Source organism: Streptomyces sp. NBC_00247 (assembly GCF_036188265.1).
Classification (GTDB): domain Bacteria; phylum Actinomycetota; class Actinomycetes; order Streptomycetales; family Streptomycetaceae; genus Streptomyces.
On record NZ_CP108093.1, the window covers coordinates 3989199 to 4009785 of the forward strand.

Below are 20587 nucleotides of genomic sequence, written 5' to 3' on the forward strand. Positions count from 1 at the left end.
AAAGACTGGCGCGGTGATCTCTCCCGATGCCCTCGTGCCCGCTGCGGACATCCGTGCCCACTTCGTCGACCGGCTCAACTCGGTGCTGAGACGACCGGGGATGTGGGGGGACGAGCTGGTCCTCCGGATGATGTGCGAGGACCTTCTCTACGTGGAGGGCCGACCGGTGGTGTGGCACGAGCAGCAAACGGCCTGGGAGGCGTCCGGCGCCTGGTCGGCGAACGGGGCGAAGGGCGCCTTCGCCCGGCATCTGCACGCGGACGGCCCGGCGGACGCCGTGGTCTCGCTCTACGCGGAGTTCGCGCACCGGCTCGGCTGGTTGCGGGCGGTACGGGTGCTGGACGCGGTGGAGTACGCCCGGCTGCGCGCGACGGCGCAGGAGTGGGTGGGCCGGGAGGACCGGAGCTGGTCGGACGTGGCGGCCGCGTTCGGGCCGCCCTCGGTGCGGTTCGGCGGCTCCAACCCCCGGTACGGCAAGACGCTCGGCTACGTCACCGCCGATCCGGCCGCCCCGATGGTCTGCTTCCACCTCTGGAACGGCACCCGGCCCGACGCGCTCTGCGGCTGGACCGCCGAGCACACGGAGCCGGTCCTGCTCGCCGTGCGTGTCGGTGGCGCCGCCGCCTTCCGCGACTCGTTCACCTACACGCCGGAGGGCGAGCGGCGGCGCTCGTGCTCCCGGGAGCTCTCCCGCCAACTGGACTGAACCCGCCGTCCCGGCTGCGGTGTGCGAGTGCCCCGGACGCAGGCTCAGGCGGCGTACGCGACGTGCCCGTCCGGGCGGAGCAGTACCGAGCGCAGCTCGCTCCACCGCCCGGTGGGCTCCGCCGGGCGGGCCGTGCGGCGCAGGGTGCCGTGCGGCAGAGCGCCCTCCGTGAGGGCCGGCGCGGCATCCGGCCCGCCGCCCAGTTCGAGGAGCACGTGCCGGCCCTCGCGCAGCAGCGCGAAGAGGCTGCCGCCCTCGGCGAACGCCAGGTCGGGGGCGCGGGTGCCGGTCAGCGGGTGGGCGGTGTCCGGGTCGGCCGGCGGGTAGCCGACGTCGAGCGCGCCGAGTTGCTCGGCCAGTGCGCGGGAGAACTCCGGTACCCGGTCGATCAGTTCGGAGAGATGGGCGCGCAGAGCCTGCCCCTCGACCGTGTGGGCGGTCATCAGTGCGGTCTGCGCCCGGGTGGAGGCGAGGAGCCGGGCGCCCACCGGGTGGCGCTCGGAGTGGTACGAGTCGAGCAGTCCCTCCGGGGCCGTGCCGAGGAGGGTCGCGGCCAGCTTCCAGCCGAGGTTGGTGGCGTCCTGGAAGCCGACGTTGAGGCCCACGCCCCCGGCGGGGAAGTGCATGTGCGCGGCGTCCCCCGCGAGAAGGACGCGGCCGGACCGGTACGTGGCCGCCTGGCGGGTGGCGTTGCCGAAGCGGGAGAGCCAACGCGGGTCGCGCATACCGAAGTCGGTCCCCAGGACCCGTACGGCCGAAGCCCGCACCTCCTCCAGCGTCGGCTCCGGGCCGTCCGGCCGGTCGCCCGCCGCGTCGATGCCGACGAAGCGGGTGAGCCCGTCCGGCAGGGGTACGGCCATCACCCCGCCCGCCGCGCCGAATTCGGTGACCGGGCCGGTGGGCGGCGCGTCGAGGGCGACGTCGGCCAGCCAGCCCCAGACCGTCGGGTCGGTGCCGGGGAAGGCGATTCCCGCCGCCTTCCGTACCGTGCTGCGGGTGCCGTCGCAGCCGACGACGTACCGCGCGTCGACCGCGTACGGGCCCTCGGCCGCGTCCACCGAGAGGCGGACGGACTCCGGCCCCTGCTCCAGGCCGGTCACCCGGTGCCCGCGCCGGACGTCGGTGCCGCGCGTCCGGGCGTGGGCCTCCAGCAGTGCTTCGGTGCGCACCTGGGGCAGGAGCAGGGTGAAGGGGTACGGGGTGTCCAGGCCCCGGAAGTCCAGCCGGCTCGCCAGTGCCCCGAAGTGGCCGGACGGGATCGGGGTGCCCGCCTCGATGACCTCGGTGAGCCCGCGCATCGCGAGGATCTCCACCGTCCTCGGGTGCACGGTGAGCGCTTTGGAGTGCGGGCTCGGCTCCGTCCTGGCCTCCAGGACGGTCACCGGGACGCCCTGAAGGCGGAGTTCGGCCGCGAGCCAGAGCCCGGTGGGGCCCGCCCCCACGACGACGACCTCGGCCTGTTCCGTCACGGTGTTCGGTTCCATGGCTGCTCTCCTCGGTGCTCTCGGCTTTTCCGGAATGCTCTTGGTCGGTGACCAATGATTGATCCGAACTAAACTAGGTCAGTGACCAAAAAGCAATCCGCTTCCTCGACGAACCAGCCCCGCGCCCGCCTCACGCCCGCCGCCGTGGTGGACGCCGCGCTGGAACTGCTGGACGAGGAGGGACTCGACGCGGTCACCACACGCGCGGTCGCGGACCGGCTCGGCGTACGGATGAACACCGTGCTCTGGCACATCAAGACGAAGGACCGGCTGCTGGAGCTGCTGGCCGACGCCCTCGCGGGGTCCCTCTCGTACGAGGACCTGCCCGAGGACGCGCAGAAGCGCGCGTGGGAGCTGATGCGGCGCTACCGGAAGTCCCTGCTGGCGCACCGGGACGGCGCCGCCCTGGTGACCGGTACCTACGCGGCCGAACCGCACACCCTGCGGTTCGCCGACACCCTGCTCGACACCCTCGTGGCGGGCGGAGCGACGGACGAGTCGGCGGCGTGGACGCTCTACGCCCTGACGTACTTCACCCTCGGCCTCACTCAGGAGGAGCAGGCGATGACCGGCTTTGACGAGGACCGGCTGCGCGCGGCCGTGGCGGAGGGGGAGTACCCCGCGCTGCGCAGGGCGCTCCCGGTGCTCTCGGCGGACACCTTCCCGGCCCGCTTCGAGGACGGGATCGGCCGCATCCTGGGCGGCGGGCGGCGGGAGCGGTAGCCGACGCGGCCCGGGCGGGTGACGGCCTCCACAGGCGCCGCCGGGTCTTACGGGTGGGCGCCCGCTTCGATCAGCAGGACGCCCCCGGCGATCAGTACGATGCCCGCGCCCATCAGCCGGGTGAGGGGTTCACCGAAGAGGCGGCGGGCGAGGACGGCGGTCAGCGCGACCCCGCAGGCGGACCAGATGCCGTAGGCGACACCGATCGCGATGCCGTGGGAGAGCGCCAGCGCGAGGCAGCCGAAGGAGGCGACGTACGCGACCAGGACCGGCGCCAGCCACACCTTCTTGCGGAAGCCCTCGGAGGCGCGCAGGGCGAGGGTGCCGCTGACCTCGCAGAGGATCGCGCCCATCAGGAAGAGCCAGCTCACGGGGTGGTCTCCTCGGGCTCGGGGGGAGTGCCGGGGTCTGCCGTGCCGGGGGGCCCGGCGGTGGTGCGGGGCCCGGCGGTGGCGGGGGTGTCCGTGACGGCTGCGGCCTGCTCGCGGGCGGCCGTGGCGCGTTGCGCGCCGATCTCCACGGTCATCACCCCGCCGGCCACCGCCACCACGCCGAGGCCCATCATCCAGGTCAGCGGGTCCCCGAAGAGGAACGCGGCCAGTACGGCGGTGACCGCGACGCCGCTCGCGCCCCAGATCCCGTACGCCACGCCGATCGGCATGCCCTCGCGCAGGACCAGTGCCAGCATCGTGAACGCGGTGACGTAACCGGCGACCACCAGTACGTACCACGGCCCGTCGTCGAGGGCGGCCCGCAGGGCGAGCGTCGCCGCGACCTCGGAGGCGATCGCACCGACGAGGAACAGCCACTTTTTGGAGCCGCCGGTGTCCGTGGCGTCGGTGTCCGTGCTGTCGGTGTCCGTGGCGTCGGTGTTCCTGTGGTCCGGGTTGTTGTCGTCCGGGTTGTTGTCGTCCGTCAACGCGAGGGTCCTTCCCCGGGGCCTGTTCAGGCGCACTTCGGCCCGCCTCCCCCCGGGCGGGGGAGGCGGGCCGGCCTGAACGCATGGCGGGTCGGAGTGCGGCCCGCACGGAATCGTTACTTCGCGGCGAGCCGCTTCTCGTACCCGACGACCCGCACGCACGCGGTCAGGCCGAAGATGGCCTCCTCCAGCTCACCCTGCGTCGGGTAGCTGGGGGCGATACGGATGACGGAGTCGCTCGGGTCGTCGCCGTACGGGTGGGTGGCACCGGCCGGAGTGAGGACGATACCGGCCGCACCGGCGCGTCGCACGACCTCCTTCGCGCAGCCCTCCTCGACCTCCAGGTTCACGAAGTAGCCGCCCTTGGGCTTCGTCCAGGAAGCGAGGCCCGTACCGCCCAGCTCGGCTTCGAGGATGCGCTGCACGGCCTCGAACTTCGGCTGGAGCGACAGACGCTGACGATCCATCAGGTCGCGCACGCCGTCCGCGTCGCGCAGGTACATCGCGTGCCGCAGCTGGTTGACCTTGTCCGGGCCGATGGACCGCTTCGAGTTGTTGGCGAGCAGCCACTTCACGTTGGCCGGGGACGAGCCGAAGAAGGCGACGCCCGCGCCCGCCAGGGTGATCTTGGAGGTGGAGCCGAACACGAACACCCGGTCCGCGTTCCCGGCCTCGTCGCACGCGGCGAGCAGGTCGGCGATCTCCACCCGCTCCTCGGTGAGGTGGTGCACCGCGTACGCGTTGTCCCAGAAGACGCGGAAGTCGGGCGCGGCGGTCTCCATCGCGGCCAGCCGGGCGACGGTCTCGTCGCTGTAGACCGCGCCGTCCGGGTTGCTGTACTTCGGGACGCACCAGATGCCCTTGACGGCCGGGTTCTCCGCGACGAGGCGCTCGACCACGTCCATGTCCGGACCCGACCCGGTCATCGGCACGGGGATCATGTCGATGCCGAACCGCTCGCACAGCGCGAAGTGCCGGTCGTAGCCGGGGACGGGACAGAGGAACGCGATCCGGCCCTGGTCCACCCAGCGCGACTCGGCGCCCGGCAGCACGCTGAGCATCGCGTGCACCAGCGAGTCGTGCATCAGCTCAAGGCTGGAGTTGCCCGCCGCGAGAAGCTGCGCCACCGGTACCTGGAGCTGCTCGGCGAAGATCTCTCGGAGCTCGGTCAGGCCCTGGAGGCCGCCGTAGTTGCGCACGTCCGTGCCGTCGGCGGCGGTGTGGCGGCCACCCGGCAGGCTCAGCAGGTCCTCGGAGAGATCGAGCTGCGTGGGCGCCGGCTTCCCCCGGGTCAGGTCGAGGGAGAGGCCACGGCCGGCCAGCTCCTCGTAGTCCTGCCTGGCGCGGTCGACAAGGGCGCCCAGGTCGCTCGGGGCGCCGGGGGCGCTCAGGGCGTCGGAGCTCAGCTCGGTGGTCACGGTGTGTCCTCTCGCGGGTCCCGCTCGGTGCCGGACGGCACCATGCCGAGGATACAAACCGGCCAGTGGCCCGCTTCTTTCGGTGCGCTCCCCGTACCGGTCCCGCTCTCACCGGCGCCACCTTCCGGGGCTTCTCCGCCGGCGGCCGAGTGCGGGGCCGAAGGCGACCGTCGGGGGCCGGGGGCCGGGGGCCGGGGGTGCGGGCGTCGGGGGCCTGGGGTGCGGGCGTCGGCTCGACGCCCGCACCCCAGGCCGGCGACTTGTTACCGGTCGGCGAACTGCGGGTCCTTCGCCTGGTCGTAGACCTCCTTGCCGGCCGCGTCGAACGCGTGGACGTAGGCGCTCGGCCCCGAGAAGTAGCGGCCGGGATCGGACGTACCGGTGGAGAGGGCCGCGGCGTAGACGAACGCGCCGCCTGCCATGGCAGCCGGGTACTGCTTCGGGTCGTCGCCGTAGCTGACGGTGACCTTGGCGATGCCGGACGTGTAGTGCCCGGCACCCAGCGTCGCGTACCGCCCCTTGCCGGCCGGGGCGCCGATCGAGTCGAAGTACTCGATCAGATGACCGGCGCCCCACAGGCGATCGTTGATGAACGTGGGCGGGGAGTCCGGGCTGTTGCCCTTGTCGCCCTTCGACTCGCACTGTACGTACTGGCCGGCGGAGTCGACGGCGACGACCACACCGTCCCAGTCCTGCGCGGCGAGGGGAGTGCGGACGGCGATCACCGCGTCGTATCGCGACGCGTCCGATCCCAGGCAGGAGGCGAGGATCTTGGCCACGGACCCCGCGTCGATCGGGGTGGTCGCCGTGCCGGTGATGGTGCCCACGACCGGCTCGGACGCCACCGGAGCCGACCCGGCTCCACCCGACGTTGATCCGCCCGTCGTGGATCCGGGGGTCTCGGCGGGCGTGCTCGGAGTCGGTGACGCGGCTGCGCCCGTCGTCGGGTTGGCGCCGCCCCGCGCGGGGGTGGCGAGGACCGGCTCGGCGTTCCCCGTCCCACCGAAGACGGCCACGGCCGTGACGCTCAACGCCGCGACGCCGGTGGCGACGCCGAGCGGCACCCCCCACCTGCGAGTCAGCGAAGCACGGTTGTCCTCGGAGTCGATCTTCATCAGTAGCTCCTCTCGGGTCCGCCGATGGTTCGGCAGATCACGATCGGAAGGAGCCGCAGGAATGCCCTGCTCGTCATTCATCGCGCGACCTCTTCCGCGTTGACGGGGTTCTTCGAACTGAATGGCGCCGCACCCCTGTCTCCGCCGACGAGGTCGACCCCCAGCCTCCGCCGCGCCCGGTGCAGCCTGGACTTCACCGTGCCGATGGCCACCCCCAGAGTGGAAGCGGCCGCCTGCTGATCCAGGCCCGACCACACACAGAGCTCGACCACCTCGCGTTCGTGGCGCGGCAGTCGAGCCAGTGCCCGGTGGATCTCGGACATGCGCCGCTCGTCGTCCACCAGGACGGCTATGCGGTCCGCGTGGTCGCCCACCGGCTCGGCGTGCGAGACGAGCCGGTGCAGCAAGGCCTCGGCCCGTCTCAGCCGACGTCTGGTGTTCGACAGCAGGCGATCGGCGATGCCCAGCAGCCACGGCAGGGCCGAGTCGCGGTCCAGCACCGTTTCCGATCGCCGACGCCAGGCGTGCAGGAACACGGTCGACGTGAGGTCCTCAGCCTCGGACCAGTCGGCCGTGCGCCGGAACAGGTGGTTGTAGACGGTCCTCCCGTGACGGTCGAAGATCCGCCCGAAAGCCTCCCGGTCGCCGTCGACGGCCCTCGCCCACAGTTCGCGGTCGGAGATGCCTCCCACCGGCACGGCGGGAGCGGCGTCTTTCAGTTCCATGCCCTGTACGTGTCCGGCACCAGGGCGAAGGTTCCCGCCGAGCCAGGGTTTCAGGCGACGCCACCGTTGGCGTGGAGCACCTGGCCGTTGATCCACCGCCCGGGGCCGGCCAGGAACGCGACGGCCTCGGCGATGTCCTCGGGGGTGCCGAGCCGTTCCATCGGGGAGAGGCCCGCGATGGTGTCCACGACCTGCTGCGGCTTGCCGTCCAGGAAGAGCGGGGTGGCGGTCGGGCCGGGTGCGACCGCGTTCACCGTCACGTCACGGCCGCGCAGCTCGCGGGCGAGTACCAGCGTCATCGCCTCGACGGCCCCCTTGGTGGCCGCGTAGGCGGCGTACGTGGGCTGCTGGAGCCGGGTCACGGAGGTGGAGAAGTTGATCAGCGCGCCGCCGGACCGGAGCGCACGGGCGGCCAGCTGGGACACCACGAACGTGCCGCGCACATTGGTGCGGTGCATGCGGTCGAAGGCGTCCAGGTCGAACTCGGCGACCGGCGCCAGCAGCATGATCCCGGCCGTGTTCACGACCACGTCCACGCCGCCGTACGCCTGCTCGGCCGCCGCGAAGAGCGCCGCCATCGCGTGCTCGTCCGCGACGTCGCCGCTGAACGCCGTGGCCCGCCCGCCCAGCTTCTCCACGGTCGCCACGACTTCCTCGGCCCGCGCCTTGTCCCGGCCGTAGTGCACGACCACGGCGGTGCCGTCGGCCGCCAGCCGCTCGGCGACGGCACGGCCGATGCCCCCGGAGGCGCCGGTGACGATGGCGACGCGGGCGGGGGTGCTGCTGTTGTCGGTGCCGTCGGTGCCGTCGCTGTGGGCGTTCCGGGGCTGGGTGGTGTCGGTCATGGGATCAGCCTCCCGCTTGCTGGTCACTTATGGACGTCCTGTCCATTAAAAATGTAGACCGATCGTCCATATACTGCAAGCAGGGGGCCGGTGCACCGCTGACGCGGCGTGCGGGCCCTGGTACGTGTCGGTGAGCGGGAAGGGAACGGAAGGGGAGTGGAGTGGTGATGGCCGAGGAGGCGAAGGATTCCGTCAGGCGCGGCCGGGGCCGCCGCCCCGCGACGCAGGTACGCGAAGCGGTGGTGGGTGCGGCCGGTGCCATGCTCTTCGAGTCCGGGCTGGCCGGGATCACCTTCGAGAAGGTGGCGGCACGTGCCGGTGCGAGCAAGATGACGCTCTACAAGTGGTGGCCCTCGCCCGGGGCCCTGGCCTTCGAGGCGTACTTCAGCGCGGTGGAGAGCACCCTCGCCTTCGCGGACACCGGTGACGTCGAGCGCGATCTCACCGCCCAGCTCCACGCCTTCGTCGGCCTGCTCGCCGATGCGCGTACCGGGCGCGTGATCGCCCAGCTCGTCGGCGCGGCCCAGACCGACGCCGCCCTCGCCGCCGCCCTCGCGGAGCACTACACCCACCCGCGCCGCCGCCTCGCGGTCGAACGGCTCACCCGGGCGCAGGACCTCGGCCAGATCCACGCCGACGTGGACCCGCAGGTCGTCGTGGACCAGCTGTGGGGCGCCTGCTACCACCGCCTGCTGCTCCCCGACGAGACGCTCGACGTGGCTTTCGCCGACGCGCTGATCCGCAACCTCCTGCGAGGCATCCGGAGTTGAGGTCGGCTACGGGGTGAGGCGGTCGGCGGGTTCGGCGGGTTCGGCGGGGGCGGCGGGTTCGGCAGGGGTGGTGGGTTCGGCAGGGGTGGTGTGGGGCGCCGTGAGGTGCGGGCCGGTGAACTCCCGCAGGGACTCCTGGGAGTCCGGAAGGCCGGCGTTCCGCAGTTGCTCGGCGGAGGATCTGATCACCCACGCGTGTTCGTGATGGGCCAGCCCGTACAGCAGCTCCCGCTGGGCCACAGACATTTCGGCGTACCGGAGTTGAGGGCGTGGCTGCGGCGCGGGGAACAGTTCCTTGACGGCTGCACGGGTCCGGCGGCCGGACCTGTCCCGTGCGATGCGGGGCAGGCAGGCTTCGAGCGCCGCGCGGACGACGGGAGTGGTCGAGGCCGGAGTCGGGGACGAGGGGTGGGTCTGTTTCGCGAGCGGGGACGCGGGCGACGGGAGCGAGTGCAGGGTGCGCTCGATATGCCAGTGGAAGTCGCCCTCGGCGTAGTCGGTCACACGCTCGGGTCCGCGTCCGGCGGCGGCTGCGGCGAGTTCGGTGACGGCGCGGTCGAGGCACGCCGGATCGAAGGGCTCGTCATCGGTGATCGCGAGGCGGATCAGCGCGGTGGCTGCGGCCCATCTCATCAAGAGGTCCGGCGAATCCAGGTGCGGTGCGATGTCGGTGGCCACCGCGCGGGGACCGATGAGGCCCGCCGCGAGCAGGGCAGTGGCTGCGGCCACCGGGTCCTTGTCGTTCCGGGCGAGATCGAGAAGCCGGGGCAGGGTGGCGGCGGACACCTCGGGGAACCAGGCCAGCAGGTAGGACATCCGTGTGCGCAGGGAGGGGTCGTCGTCGTCGAGCAGCGCGAGGAGGCCGGGTAGCTCGGCGAGGACCGCGTCGTACGACTGGAGCGCCGACCACCGCGCGTCGGGGGAGTTGCCGGCCGCCACCCAGTCCCGGATCTCCTGCAGCTCCGTGCGCCGTTCGGCATCCGTCGCAGTGGCCAGTTGCTCCTCGTACCAGGGCAGGAAGTCCTCGGGGGACGTCTCGGCAGCCGCCGCGCGCCACCCCGCCGTGTTGATGCCGACCGTCACGTCGTACTCGTCGTACCAGTCGACGGCCAGGCGGGTGAGAAGCCACATCGTCCGCACACGGGCTGCCGGAGGCCCGGCCATGGCGATACGTGCGAGGAACGGGACGGCGAACGGCGAAGCCGAGTAACGGCTGCCCTGATGAAAGATGTTGCTGAACAGGCGGTTGAACGCTCCTTCCCGCGCGTCCTCGTCACTCCCGCAGACGGCGCGTATCTGCCCGGGGACGTCGTGCGCCGAACCGTAGGCGTGAGACAGGGCAGCCCAGTCGATGTCGTCCAGGCCGGCCAGAAGCTCTTCATGCTTGTCGATCATTCGTGGAGGATGGCAGAGGGGCCTGACAGTCCACCCGCGCCACACGGCCCGCGCACGTGGTGCCTGGTCAGGTGATCACCAACCACCGCCTCCCGTCGATGAGTTCGCGGGCCGCGTCGAGATGGCCGGCGTGGCAGGCGGTCTCGGTGATGACGTGCAGCAGGAGATCGCGCAGGGTGTGATGGCGCCACCCGTCGCCGAAGAGGTGGCTCGGCCACCAGGCCAGGGCGGCGTCCGCCGAGGAAGCGGCGGCGATGACGGAGTCCGCGCGCTCGGTCTCGACGAGGTACGTGCCGAGGATGTCGGAGGGCGAGGCCCCGGCCGGGACCTGCCAGGCATCCCCGATCCCGTCCAGGCTCCGGATGACGTCCGTGTCGCCGAGGAACACGGCCCGGAACCAGAACCGCTCGACATCGAGCGCCAAATGCCGCACCAGCCCCAGGGAACTCCACCCCGAGGGCAACACGGGCCTGCGCAGCGCCTCTTCGTCGAGCCCGTCGAGTATCCCGAGCACATGGCGCCGCTGGTCGCGCAGGCAGGCGAGGAGCGTGGCGATCTCGGGGGCTGGGGCTGGGGCTGGGGCTGGGGCGGAGGTCGGTTCGGGGGTCGGAGCCGAACTGGACCTCTCCGGTTGCTGATTCGGGGCGGATGCGGGAGTTCGGGTGCCGCGCGTGCCGTCGTCCGTGGTGTATGCGTCAGCCATGGGGCCAGCCAAGCACGCGGTACTGACAGCGGGGTGGGGTGCGAGCCAAGGCGGGTGACCGCGGACCTGGTTTCCGTCGGGAGGCGGGTCGGGTGCTGTTGACTTGGTGGAGGCTTGAGCGGGAGCGCCGACCGGGGGAGGGGGAAGTATTCGAGTCGGTGAAGTTGGTCGAATGCGGCCCGTCGGCGAGATGAGCCCGCAGGTCGGGAAGGGTGCTCCCCGCGCGTGCGGGGATGCTCTCTACGAGCGCCGAGGCGGCAAATGCAAGTGTCTCTATTCGGAGGCGTAGGCGATGAACGTGGTCCAAGTGGTGGGCGAGAGTTCGATGGCCTGGGCTTCCGCGTTCTTGGAGTCCCGGACGTGGACGAAGCGGGTGCAGTGGGCCACCTCCACGCAGTCGCCGCTCTGGCTTCCGCTGTAGCTGCTCTTGAACCAGCTGAGTTCCGTGCTCATCCCGTAGCCACCTGTTCGATCAGCTTCAACGACTCGTCGGGGTCGAGAGCCTGCGCACGCAGAATGCCATACTTGCCGAACAGATCGCCCAACTGTGGTTGCGCATCGATGATGAAGCTCCCGCCTTGGCCTTCGATGTACGCAAATTGCTGACGCTCCTTGGTGTCCAGCAGGGTGAAGGGGCCATCGAGACCCACACGTGTCTCCCGGTCGGGGGACATGACCTGAATCTGAACATGTCGGAGTCGCGCGATTTCGATGATGTGCTCGATCTGTGGTCGCAGGAGAGCGCGACCACCGATCGGGCGGGTCAGCGCACTCAGTTCGAGGACGAAGCTGATATCCGGTGCAGGATTCCGCGCCAGGAGCTTCTGACGTTCCATGCGAGCTTCGAGTCTGCCTTGGATCTCCTCGTCGTCGTAGACCGGCGGGTAGGGGTTGCTGAGAACCGCACGTGCGTACTCCCGTGTCTGGAGCAAGCCAGGGATCACATGTGTTTCGTACTGGTGCCGAGCGAATGCCACCGCTTCCTCCTCGGCGAACGGCTCGAACCATGAGGCCAGATGGCTGAAGGCCAGCTTCGATCCGGCTGCCACCAGTGCACCCTGTGCATGCAGCGCCTCGTCCGCACGAGCGACGAAGTCTCCACGCGGAAGCCGTTCGCCCCGCTCCACCATGGCGACCTGCGACTTGGAGAAACCGATCCTCGCGCCCAGTGACTCCTGGGAGAGTCCGGCCTGTTCTCGGTAGAAGCGCAGGAGTCCGCCGAACATTGCCGCGTTACTGGCGCCTTGCCCACTGGAGTGCACAGTCCGGTTCCCTCGGTCCACAGAGGTGCACAGACCCTCTGCGCCCCTGGTCACGGTAAGTGTGGGTGACGACGCTTTCCGTATGGAACCGAAAAATTCACCGGACCTGGTGCCCTCGTGGGTGCCCCAGCGTGGACACGCGCTGAGGCACGCGGGAATTCACTTCGACGCGGTGCGCATGATCGGAATCATGGGCGATCAAGTGGCCTATGAAGTTATGCAGTTCACCAACTTCGATGCGGGCCCGATCGTTCGGTCGCGCATTGGAGTGCGGAGTATGTACTTCCTCGTTCCGCCGCTCACCGTGCGTGGGTGCAGGTGGCCGATCGGCGCCGAGGTGATGACGCGTCATGACTCAGGAGTGGCGTTCATCGGGGTGCCGGCCCTGGAGGGGCGACGTGGCCGCTCGACTGGCGTTCTCGGCCTACCGTGCGTACACCGTTCGTGGATGTGGAGTTGCTTCACGAACTGACGATGGAGGTGGTGGGGCGAGAGGCGCAGGCCGCAGCTGATTCCCGCTCGGGGTGAAGGCGTTCGCCTCGTGTGGCATGAGGAGCAGCGGCCACCTTCGCGGCCTATTGCCGAGCGGACGGGCAAGGTGAGTCTGTCGACCCGGGTGCGGGAGAACCGTGCCAGCCCTCAGTTGTTGCCCATGTGCTCGTGTTCCCGTGGGCATGCGGTTCGGCTGGTGTTGGCTTGGGGGCGGTGGCGGGAGGGGCGACTGAGGGTGGAATGTCCGAGTCGGTGAAGTTGGTCGAATCCGGCGCTTCGGCGGCGTGAGCCCGCAGGTCGGGAAGGCGCTCCCCGTGGGCGGCGATGGTCCCGACCGGCTAACTCCGGGGTTGGGGCGCGCTGAGTGCTCCCCGCGTGTGCGGGGGGTGCTCCCTGCGTGTTCCGGCGGTCTCCGAGCCGGCGGGAACGAACATGTTCGTGAAGTACTTGTTCGTGACGAACATGTTCGTTACGCTCGTCCTATGACACCAGCCAGCCCCACCCCCCGGAGCCGCCGTGAGCGGCCTGCCAAGCCCGCGCTCAGCCACGCGGGCATCGTCGAGGCCGCCGTGCGGATCATGCGGGCCGAAGGGCTTCAGCGGGTCACCATGCGGCGGCTGGCGACCGAGCTGGACACCGGGCCGGCCTCGCTCTACGTCTACTTCGGGAACACGGCCGAGCTGCACGCCGCGATCCTGGAGGAGTACCTCGGCGCGGTCGACCTGGGCCCCATGACGGGGGCGGGGGACTGGCGGGAGCGCCTCGTCCAAGTGCTCGGGTCGTACACGGGGGTGCTGTTCGAGCACCCGAGCCTCGCGCGTTCCGCGCTCGTGGCGCGGCCCACCGGGGCGAACTACCTGGCGCTCGTGGAGGCGGTCCTCGCCCTGCTGGACGAGGGCGGGGCGCCTGGGGGGCAGGCCGCCTGGGGTGTGGACGTACTGCTCCAGCTGGCGACCGCCGCCGCTGCCGAGCAGGCCACCCGTTCGGAGGCCGACTCGGCCGAGGAGGAGCACGACGCGCTGGTGGGGGCGCTGCGGGGGGCCTCGGCCGACACGTATCCGCAGATCGCCGCGCTCGGCGACGACCTCTTCTCCGGCACGCCGCAGGAGCGCCTCGGGTGGATGTTCCGGGCCGTCGTCAACGGCGCGCTGACCACCCCGCGCTGACCACGCCGCGCGGAACCCACGCCGCGCGGAACCCGCCTCGCGCTGATCCGTCCCGAAGCACTTCGTACCCAGAGAAGGAGCCACACCATGACGACCAGCACTTCCCCCGGCACCACCACCCCGCACCACCCCATCGCCGTCATCGGCGGCGGGCTCGGCGGTCTCACGCTCGCCCGGGTCCTGCACGTGCACGGCATCGAGGTGCCGGTCTTCGACCTGGACGCCTCGCCGGACGCCCGTAGGCAGGGCGGGATGCTCGACATCCACGAGGACACCGGGCAGGCGGCGCTGCGTGAGGCGCGGTTGCACGAAGCGTTCCTGGCCAAGGTGCACCCGGGCGGCCAGGCACTGCGGGTGCTCGACAAGAGCGGGCACGTCCACCTGGAGGAAGAGGACGACGGTTCCGGGGAGCGGCCCGAGATCGACCGGGGCGATCTGCGCGACCTGCTGCTGACCTCTCTCCCCGCGGGCACCATCCGCTGGAACTCCAAGGTGGTGGCGTGCCGGGCGACGGACGGCGAGGGGAGCCGGGGCCGGTACGAGGTGACGCTCGCCGACGGGTCCGCGTTCACCACCGATCTGCTCGTCGGCGCGGACGGCGCCTGGTCCCGGGTCCGGCCGCTGGTGTCGGACGCGATGCCCGCCTACGCGGGTGTCTCCTTCGTGGAGGTCGACCTGTTCGACGCGGACACCCGTCATCCCGAGGCCGCGGCGCTGCTCGGCGGGGGGATGTTCTTCGGGCTCAGCGACGAGAAGGCGCTGCTGGGCCACCGCGAGACGGATGGCAGCCTGCATGTCTACGTCGCCCTGCGCACCGACGAAAGCTGGCTGGGTACGGTCGACTTCACCGACACCGGGGCTGCGAAGACGGCCGTGCTGGAGCACTTCGCGGACTGGGCGCCCGGCCTGCGCGGGCTCATCGCCGAGGCGGACGGGCCGCTGGTGCCCCGGCACATCCACGCACTGCCGGTCGGCCACCGGTGGGACCGGGTTCCGGGCGTCACGCTGCTCGGGGACGCGGCGCACCTGATGTCGCCGTTCGCCGGGGAGGGCGCCAACCTCGCTCTGATCGACGGCGCGGACCTCGGCCGTTGCCTGGCCGAGCACCCGGAGGACACGGAGCTGGCGCTCGCGGCGTACGAGGCGCTCCTCTTCCCGCGCGCCGAGGAGATGGCGCGGGAGTCCGCCGGAGGGCTGGAGGCCATCTTCGCTCCGGACGCTCCGCAGCCGCTGCTGGACATGTTCGCCGGGTTCGGCGGCCCGGAAGCGGACCAGGGCGCGGACCAGGGCTGAGCCCTCCGGCCGGACCCACGGCCGAACCCGGAGCCCCACGGGCCGGTTTGGTACGGGAGGGCCCCTGCACCTCCCGTACGGAACCGAACCCGGGACCTCCCCCGGACTCACCCCTCCCGGAGCAGCAGTTCCACCATCCGCGCCACCAGGGCGGCGCGTTCCGGCATGCGGGCCACGTCGGTCCACTCGTGGTCGGCGTGCGGGCCGCCGACTGTGAGCACCCCCGAGAGCACCCCCGCGCGGAACGAGCACAGGATCGCGCTGGTCACCGGAACGGCCGGCGGCATCGGGGCGGCCGCTCGCGCGGCGGTTGAGCGAGGACGGCGTCAAGGTGATCCTCGCGGACCTCCGCGCCGACCTCCGCGCCGACCGCCTCGCCCCGCTGGTCGCCGAGAACGCCGACTCGTTCGCCGCGCTGGAGGTCGACCTCACCGACCGTGCCTCGCTGCCCGCCTTCGTGGACCGCGCCCGGGAGGTCTTCGGCGGTCGGGACATCCTGGTGAACGCGGCCGGCCTCTACCCGAGCGCCCCGCTCCTGGAGATGCGCGACGACCAGTGGGACCAGGTCCACCGGTACACTGCCGCGCGGCTTCCGGGCGCCCGCCTGGGACCTGTCCGACGCCTCCGTCGATCTGCTGGTGGAACACGGACTGCGCTACGACAGCAGCCTGATGGGCCACGACTACGCCCCGTACCCCTGTCGCACCCCGGACGTCACGCACGACGGGGGCGTCCGCTGGGGCGAGCCTGCCGGACCGCTGGAGATCCCGGTCGCCTGGTCCCTGGACGACTTCCCGTACCTGGAGTTCCTGCGGACCCCGTCCGGTCTGATGCCCGGACTGCGCGACCCGCGCGAGATGTTCGCGAGCTGGAGGGCCGATCTCGACTACATGGTGCGGGACTTCGAGGACGGCGTCCTCGCGGTCACCATGCACCCCGAGGTCATCGGCCGGGGCCACCGCCTCCTCGCGCTGGAGCGCTGGCTCGACGAAGTGGCCTCGCGGGGTGTCGAGTTCGTCACCTGCGAGCAGGTCGCCGACCTGGTCGCGGCGGGCGCCGATCCGGGCCGCTACCGGCCGGTCTGACCGGCGCTCCCGTGCCGGTCCGTCCGTGCCGGTCCGTCCGACCGGTCAGGGGGTGTGGGCGTACGGGTACGGGAACACGGCGGGCACGCGACGGGCTCCCGGGCACAGCGCCCGGGAGCCCGTCGTGCCGTCGGCGCTCCGGTGGCTACTTCCGGCGGCCGGTCACCCGGGCGACCCAGGTGATGAAGTCGGCGGCGTCGGTGTTGGAGCCGTGCCCCTGGTCCCAGTACATCAGCGAGTCCACATCGTCGCCGAGACCGTGCAGGGTGGCGGCGAGGTTGCCGACCACCGTCAGCGCGGTGTCGGTGTCCTTGGTGCCCACGCGTATCCACCAGTGCTTCGCGCGGCCGGGGTTGTGGCGCGCGAGGTGGTACATCGGGTTCATCAGGTCCAGCAGGGCCGGGATGTCGCCGTCCACGCGGCTTGCGGTGAGCCCGGTGGTGTCGTGGCGCTGCCCGTACGCGGTGAAGTGGCGGGCCTCGGTCGTACCGGTGCCGAACTCGTTGTTCTCACCGCCGGACAGGTCGAACGTGTCGAAGGCGGGAGCGGTCTTCTTCCGCGCGCCCACATGGGTGAGGTAGTCCGCCCACGTGAAGGTGGCCCGGCCGTTCTTCCAGGTGATGAAGGGGTTGGCCGACAGGTACGCCGAACGGTCCGCCTCGGCGAGGCCCTTGAGGTAGGTGGCCGCGGCCGGCCGGACGTAGGTCTCCAGCAGGTAGTCGTCGTAGTTGCGCGCGGTGAGCGGGCCGAAACCGTTCAGCCCCTTCAGCCGCAAGGACGCCTGGTACTCGGCGAACTGGGCCCGCAGTTCCTTGGAAACGGACTGGTCGAGGGTGCCGCTCTGCGGGGTGTTGGCGCCCCAGTTCCACTCGTACGCGCCGTCGGCGTGCTCCAGGTCGGTGATCGGGCACCAGTCGCCGCTGGCGAACACGGCGTCGCTCGCGTCGGCCGCGCCGATCTCCTTGAGGTACGGGGCGTAGAGCGCGCTGTCCCCGGACGCGCCGAGGAGCGCCGAGAGCGCGCCGCCCGCGCTGGTGCCGGTGGACACGATGCGGCGGGTGTCGCCGGGTATGCGGCCCTGGTTGGAACGGACGTACCGCACGGCCGCCTTGAGGTCCACGATCGCGGCGGGCGCGGTGCCGTAGTACGTACCGTTCGCGTCGGTGAGGGTACGGCCCCGGCAGCCCGGCTCGACGACCACGTACCCGGCGGCCAGGCCCAGCTTGGGGAGGCTGACCATCTCGCCCATGCCGTTCAGCATGCCGTTCGAGCCGGAGGGCACTTCGCCGGTGCCGGTCGTCGGGGCGCCGGTGCCCGTGCCCGTATCGGCCGGAGGCGTACCGCCAGGCCCGGGGCCGCCCGCCCCGCCCGGATCGCCCATCTCCATCGCTGCCTCGCCGACACCGGCGGCCGTGGCCACGCTCGCGGGGAAGTAACCGCCCACGGCGTTGGAGAAGAGAATCGGCGCGTTCGTCGCGTCCACGGCCTTGCCGTCGATCCTCACGGGAACGCTGACCACCAGACTCTGGTGCTCCGCGTCGACCGGCGCGGTGACGTAGGTGAGGGCCTTCCAGAAGTGGTAGGTCACCTCCTTGTCACCCTCGTCGGTGGTGACGGTCGTGGTCAGCTCGGTGTACGCGCTCGGGTCGAAGGCCAGGGCTCCTGAATTTGCCGGCTTCTCCGCATTCCGCGAAGAGTTGCGGCTTTCCGCCTGCGCGTCCGCGGCGAATCCCCCGATCGCCGCCGCTCCTGCGACCGAACCGAGGCCCACGACGACGGTCCTGCGTTTCACTGCCCTGTGCTTCACGGGTTTCTCCCTTTGCGGCAGCCGGAGCCGCCGCACGTGCAATGGTCGCGTGCAACTGCCGCGTGTGCCGGACGGCTACGCGGGCGCATTACTTCTGCGCTTCGAACGTATGTCATCGTCCAGCGAATCTTCAACAATCCTGTTGACTTTTCCGCAAAGTGCACAGGTGAAGGAGGTGGTATTCACAGGAATGGATATGAGAAATTCCTGAGTGAATATCTAAGAATTTCTCATCATTGCCGTGGAGGCTCTTTGCGGGTTGCGCTTGCGCACGGGGCGCGGCGGTGGGGCGACGGCGAGTCCCGGGGTGACCGGTGAAGCCCGGGGCTACCGGCGAGGGAGGAAGAGGGTGTACCCACCTCTTTCCACTCTCAACATATAGCGCACGGGGGGCCTTGCGGCAAGGCCCCCTCGGTGGCGCACAATCGGCGGCCGACCTCGGAATTCCGTACGTCGTCCGCCCCACCCCGGAGCCGCCCGCATGCCGTCCCCGCACCCCGCAGCGCCCCTGAGCAGCTCCCCGGCCGGGAGCGCGTTCGCGCTGCCCGAGCGCCTCGCCGCGAAGGCCGACCCCCGGCTGACCGCCCGCGACGAGGAGCACTTCGCGGCCGTCGCCCGGAGCCTGCGGGAGTCGATCGCCGAGCTGACCGCGCAGCTCGACGCGGCCCGCAGGGCACCCGGTGGTGCGGGCCGGCAGGCGATGGACCGGGACACCGAGATCCGCCGCCTGACCGCCCGCCTGCGCACCCTGCGCCGCTTCGGCCTCGACCTCTGCCTCGGGCGCATGGTCGCCGGCGCGGAGGAGGAGCCGGTGTACGTCGGACGGCTCGGGCTCACCGACCGGGCGGGCCACCGGCTGCTGCTCGACTGGCGCTCGCCCGCGGCCGAACCGTTCTTCGGGGCCACCCACGCCAACCCGATGGGCCTGAGCAGCCGCCGCAGGTACCGCTGGACCGACGGCCGGATCAGCGACTACTGGGACGAGGTCTTCACCCCCGACGGCTTCGACGGGCACGCCGCGCTGGACGACCAGTCCGCCTTCGTCGCGAGCCTAGGCGCCGACCGCTCGCCCCGGATGCGGGACGTCCTCTCCACCATCCAGGCCGACCAGGACGCCATCATCCGCGCCGGATCGCGCGGCGCCCTGGTCGTGGACGGCGGGCCGGGCACGGGGAAGACCGTCGTGGCGCTGCACCGCTCCGCGTACCTCCTCCACTCCGATCCGCGGCTCGGCCACCGCCGGGGCGGTGTGCTCTTCGTCGGCCCGCACCGGCCGTACCTGGACTACGTCGCCGACGTCCTGCCCAGCCTCGGGGAGGAGGGGGTACGCACCTGCGTCCTGCGCGACCTCGTCGCCGAGGGCGCCGGGGCGTCCGCGGAGAGGGACCCGGAGGTGGCGCGGCTGAAGGCCTCGCGGAAGCTGGTGGTGGAGGCGGTCGAGGCGGCAGTCCGGTTCTACGAGGAGCCGCCCGCCCGGGGCATGACCGTCACCACCCACTGGGCCGACGTCAAGCTGAGCGCCCAGGAGTGGGCGGCGGCCTTCGCGGCGGCGGAGCCCGGCACCCCGCACAACGAGGCCCGCGAACAGGTCTGGGAGGAACTCGTCACCATCCTGGTGGACAAGCACGACGAGGGCACCCCCGCCGAACGGCTCGGTGACTCCCTGGGCGGGAACCGGGAGTTGGTGGAGGCGTTCGACCGCGCCTGGCCGCTGCTCGACGCCGCCGACCTGGTCGGGGACCTCTGGTCCGTACCCGCCTACCTCCGCAGGTGCGCCCCCTGGCTGGAGGCCGACGAGCGGAACCTGCTGCGACGCGGGGACGCACGCGCCCAGGAGTGGACCGTCTGCGACCTGCCGTTCCTGGACGCCGCCCGGCAGCGGCTCGGCGACCCCGACGCCGCGCGCCGCCGGCGCCGGGGCGAGGCGCTGATCGCCGCCGAGAACGCGCGGATGGCCGAGACCGTGGATGCCCTGCTGGAGGCCGACGACGACGGCGAGGGCGTCATCACGATGCTGCACGTGCGCGACATGCGGGAGGCGCTCACCGACGAGTCCGCGCTCCCCGGGACCGACCCCGACCTGCTCGCCGGGCCTTTCGCGCACATCGTCGTGGACGAGGCCCAGGAACTCACCGACGCGGAATGGCAGATGCTGCTGCTGCGCTGCCCGTCCCGCAGCTTCACCGTCGTCGGCGACCGTGCACAGGCCCGCCACGGGTTCACCGAATCCTGGCGGGAACGCCTCGGACGGATCGGACTCGACCGGATCGAACTGGCCTCCCTGAGCGTCAACTACCGCACACCGGCGGAGATCATGACCGAGGCGGAACCGGTCGTCCGGGCGGCGCTGCCGGACGCCAACGTGCCGACCTCCGTCCGCAGCACCGGCATTCCCGTCACCCACGGATCCGTCGCCGACCTCCGCACGGTCCTCGACGACTGGCTCGACGCCCATCCGGAGGGCATCGCCTGCGTCATCGGCGACCCGGCCTTCCGTGCGACCGCCCGGGTGCGGTCCCTGACGCCGCAGCTGGCCAAGGGGCTTGAGTTCGACCTCGTCGTCATGGTCGATCCGGAGTCCTTCGGCCCGGGGACCGAGGGGGCCGTGGACCGGTACGTCGCGATGACCCGGGCCACGCAGCGGCTGGTGGTCCTGAGGAGGGCGTGACCGGCCCCCGG

21 protein-coding genes and 2 pseudogenes are annotated in these 20587 nt (G+C 71.5%); 10 read left to right on the plus strand and 13 right to left on the minus strand.

Annotation, left to right across the window (positions count from 1 at the left end):
• The first annotated feature begins 13 nt into the window (after positions 1 to 13).
• Positions 14 to 706, plus strand: a complete 693-nt coding sequence (locus tag OHT52_RS17115) for a hypothetical protein (protein WP_328721085.1) — start codon at positions 14 to 16, stop codon at positions 704 to 706.
• A 44-nt stretch (positions 707 to 750) separates the two neighbouring features.
• On the opposite strand, the gene OHT52_RS17120 is transcribed toward OHT52_RS17115, so the two are convergent.
• The gene (locus OHT52_RS17120; RefSeq protein ID WP_328721086.1) at positions 751 to 2190 is read right to left on the minus strand and encodes an FAD-dependent monooxygenase; all 1440 of its coding nucleotides are present in this window, start codon (positions 2188 to 2190) and stop codon (positions 751 to 753) included.
• Between the two features lie 81 nt (positions 2191 to 2271).
• Between OHT52_RS17120 and OHT52_RS17125 the strand changes: the two genes are divergently transcribed.
• Complete coding sequence (locus OHT52_RS17125) at positions 2272 to 2913, plus strand: TetR/AcrR family transcriptional regulator C-terminal domain-containing protein (protein ID WP_328721087.1); 642 nt, start codon at positions 2272 to 2274, stop codon at positions 2911 to 2913.
• A 47-nt stretch (positions 2914 to 2960) separates the two neighbouring features.
• Here the strand turns inward: OHT52_RS17125 and OHT52_RS17130 are convergent, their stop codons facing one another.
• From OHT52_RS17130 to OHT52_RS17155, 6 genes are all read right to left on the minus strand, one after another.
• The gene (locus OHT52_RS17130) at positions 2961 to 3284 is read right to left on the minus strand and encodes a DMT family transporter (protein WP_328721088.1); all 324 of its coding nucleotides are present in this window, start codon (positions 3282 to 3284) and stop codon (positions 2961 to 2963) included.
• Positions 3281 to 3832: a DMT family transporter gene (locus tag OHT52_RS31505; protein ID WP_443046598.1), complete on the minus strand. Its 552-nt coding sequence runs from the start codon at positions 3830 to 3832 to the stop codon at positions 3281 to 3283. Before OHT52_RS31505 ends, OHT52_RS17130 begins: the two co-directional genes overlap by 4 nt.
• Before the next feature lie 116 nt (positions 3833 to 3948).
• Positions 3949 to 5250: an aminotransferase class I/II-fold pyridoxal phosphate-dependent enzyme gene (locus OHT52_RS17140; protein ID WP_443046599.1), complete on the minus strand. Its 1302-nt coding sequence runs from the start codon at positions 5248 to 5250 to the stop codon at positions 3949 to 3951.
• 263 nt (positions 5251 to 5513) lie between these two features.
• Positions 5514 to 6365, minus strand: a complete 852-nt coding sequence (locus tag OHT52_RS17145; RefSeq protein ID WP_328721089.1) for a hypothetical protein — start codon at positions 6363 to 6365, stop codon at positions 5514 to 5516.
• 77 nt (positions 6366 to 6442) lie between these two features.
• Entirely contained in the window at positions 6443 to 7090 is a 648-nt protein-coding gene (locus tag OHT52_RS17150) for an RNA polymerase sigma factor (RefSeq protein ID WP_328721090.1), read from the minus strand.
• A gap of 50 nt (positions 7091 to 7140) precedes the next feature.
• Positions 7141 to 7935 carry an SDR family oxidoreductase gene (locus OHT52_RS17155; protein ID WP_328721091.1) on the minus strand — a complete coding sequence of 265 codons (795 nt, stop codon included), beginning with the start codon at positions 7933 to 7935 and terminating at the stop codon, positions 7141 to 7143.
• A 167-nt stretch (positions 7936 to 8102) separates the two neighbouring features.
• Here OHT52_RS17155 and OHT52_RS17160 point away from each other — a divergent pair, with 167 nt between their 5' ends.
• On the plus strand, positions 8103 to 8705 hold the full coding sequence (locus OHT52_RS17160; RefSeq protein WP_328721092.1) for a TetR/AcrR family transcriptional regulator: 603 nt from the start codon (positions 8103 to 8105) through the stop codon (positions 8703 to 8705).
• Positions 8706 to 8711: 6 nt separating this feature from the next.
• On the opposite strand, the gene OHT52_RS17165 is transcribed toward OHT52_RS17160, so the two are convergent.
• From OHT52_RS17165 to OHT52_RS17180, 4 genes are all read right to left on the minus strand, one after another.
• Complete coding sequence (locus tag OHT52_RS17165; protein ID WP_328721093.1) at positions 8712 to 10100, minus strand: hypothetical protein; 1389 nt, start codon at positions 10098 to 10100, stop codon at positions 8712 to 8714.
• 67 nt (positions 10101 to 10167) lie between these two features.
• Positions 10168 to 10656, minus strand: coding sequence for a mycothiol transferase (locus OHT52_RS17170; RefSeq protein ID WP_443046798.1), 489 nt, complete (start codon positions 10654 to 10656; stop codon positions 10168 to 10170).
• Positions 10657 to 11076: 420 nt separating this feature from the next.
• Positions 11077 to 11256, minus strand: a complete 180-nt coding sequence (locus tag OHT52_RS17175) for a DUF397 domain-containing protein (RefSeq protein WP_328721095.1) — start codon at positions 11254 to 11256, stop codon at positions 11077 to 11079.
• On the minus strand, positions 11253 to 12065 hold the full coding sequence (locus tag OHT52_RS17180; RefSeq protein ID WP_328721096.1) for a helix-turn-helix domain-containing protein: 813 nt from the start codon (positions 12063 to 12065) through the stop codon (positions 11253 to 11255). Before OHT52_RS17180 ends, OHT52_RS17175 begins: the two co-directional genes overlap by 4 nt.
• A gap of 82 nt (positions 12066 to 12147) precedes the next feature.
• On the opposite strand from OHT52_RS17180, the pseudogene OHT52_RS17185 reads away from it, so the two are divergent.
• From OHT52_RS17185 to OHT52_RS17195, 3 genes and pseudogenes are all read left to right on the plus strand, one after another.
• A pseudogene (locus OHT52_RS17185) lies at positions 12148 to 12593 on the plus strand (hypothetical protein).
• 446 nt (positions 12594 to 13039) lie between these two features.
• Positions 13040 to 13723, plus strand: coding sequence for a TetR/AcrR family transcriptional regulator (locus OHT52_RS17190; protein ID WP_328721097.1), 684 nt, complete (start codon positions 13040 to 13042; stop codon positions 13721 to 13723).
• Positions 13724 to 13810: 87 nt separating this feature from the next.
• Entirely contained in the window at positions 13811 to 15016 is a 1206-nt protein-coding gene (locus OHT52_RS17195; RefSeq protein ID WP_328721098.1) for an FAD-dependent oxidoreductase, read from the plus strand.
• A gap of 107 nt (positions 15017 to 15123) precedes the next feature.
• On the opposite strand, the gene OHT52_RS17200 is transcribed toward OHT52_RS17195, so the two are convergent.
• A complete protein-coding gene (locus OHT52_RS17200) occupies positions 15124 to 15285 on the minus strand; it encodes a hypothetical protein (protein WP_328721099.1) in 162 nt (53 codons plus the stop codon).
• A gap of 62 nt (positions 15286 to 15347) precedes the next feature.
• Here OHT52_RS17200 and OHT52_RS31510 point away from each other — a divergent pair.
• Positions 15348 to 15530 (plus strand): annotated as a pseudogene (locus OHT52_RS31510) (SDR family oxidoreductase); the annotation flags it as partial.
• A gap of 124 nt (positions 15531 to 15654) precedes the next feature.
• Positions 15655 to 16101, plus strand: a complete 447-nt coding sequence (locus OHT52_RS17210) for a hypothetical protein (protein WP_328721101.1) — start codon at positions 15655 to 15657, stop codon at positions 16099 to 16101.
• Between the two features lie 145 nt (positions 16102 to 16246).
• Here OHT52_RS17210 and OHT52_RS17215 read toward each other — a convergent pair whose 3' ends face one another.
• Positions 16247 to 17908 carry a subtype B tannase gene (locus OHT52_RS17215; protein WP_328721102.1) on the minus strand — a complete coding sequence of 554 codons (1662 nt, stop codon included), beginning with the start codon at positions 17906 to 17908 and terminating at the stop codon, positions 16247 to 16249.
• Positions 17909 to 17957: 49 nt separating this feature from the next.
• On the opposite strand from OHT52_RS17215, the gene OHT52_RS17220 reads away from it, so the two are divergent.
• Positions 17958 to 18119 carry a hypothetical protein gene (locus OHT52_RS17220; protein ID WP_328721103.1) on the plus strand — a complete coding sequence of 54 codons (162 nt, stop codon included), beginning with the start codon at positions 17958 to 17960 and terminating at the stop codon, positions 18117 to 18119.
• Positions 18120 to 18389: 270 nt separating this feature from the next.
• Positions 18390 to 20576, plus strand: a complete 2187-nt coding sequence (gene helR / locus OHT52_RS17225; protein ID WP_328721104.1) for an RNA polymerase recycling motor ATPase HelR — start codon at positions 18390 to 18392, stop codon at positions 20574 to 20576.
• Positions 20577 to 20587: the final 11 nt, after the last annotated feature.

Bases quoted from the DNA above. Each gene is read 5' to 3' on its own strand.
- OHT52_RS17120 (WP_328721086.1), bottom strand. From the start codon at position 2,190: ATGGAACCGAACACCGTGACGGAACAGGCCGAGGTCGTCGTCGTGGGG.
- OHT52_RS17145 (WP_328721089.1), bottom strand. From the start codon at position 6,365: ATGAAGATCGACTCCGAGGACAACCGTGCTTCGCTGACTCGCAGGTGG.
- OHT52_RS17150 (WP_328721090.1), bottom strand. From the start codon at position 7,090: ATGGAACTGAAAGACGCCGCTCCCGCCGTGCCGGTGGGAGGCATCTCC.
- OHT52_RS17155 (WP_328721091.1), bottom strand. From the start codon at position 7,935: ATGACCGACACCACCCAGCCCCGGAACGCCCACAGCGACGGCACCGAC.
- OHT52_RS17160 (WP_328721092.1), top strand. From the start codon at position 8,103: ATGGCCGAGGAGGCGAAGGATTCCGTCAGGCGCGGCCGGGGCCGCCGC.
- OHT52_RS17165 (WP_328721093.1), bottom strand. From the start codon at position 10,100: ATGATCGACAAGCATGAAGAGCTTCTGGCCGGCCTGGACGACATCGAC.
- OHT52_RS17175 (WP_328721095.1), bottom strand. From the start codon at position 11,256: ATGAGCACGGAACTCAGCTGGTTCAAGAGCAGCTACAGCGGAAGCCAG.
- OHT52_RS17190 (WP_328721097.1), top strand. From the start codon at position 13,040: ATGACACCAGCCAGCCCCACCCCCCGGAGCCGCCGTGAGCGGCCTGCC.
- OHT52_RS17195 (WP_328721098.1), top strand. From the start codon at position 13,811: ATGACGACCAGCACTTCCCCCGGCACCACCACCCCGCACCACCCCATC.
- helR (WP_328721104.1), top strand. From the start codon at position 18,390: ATGCCGTCCCCGCACCCCGCAGCGCCCCTGAGCAGCTCCCCGGCCGGG.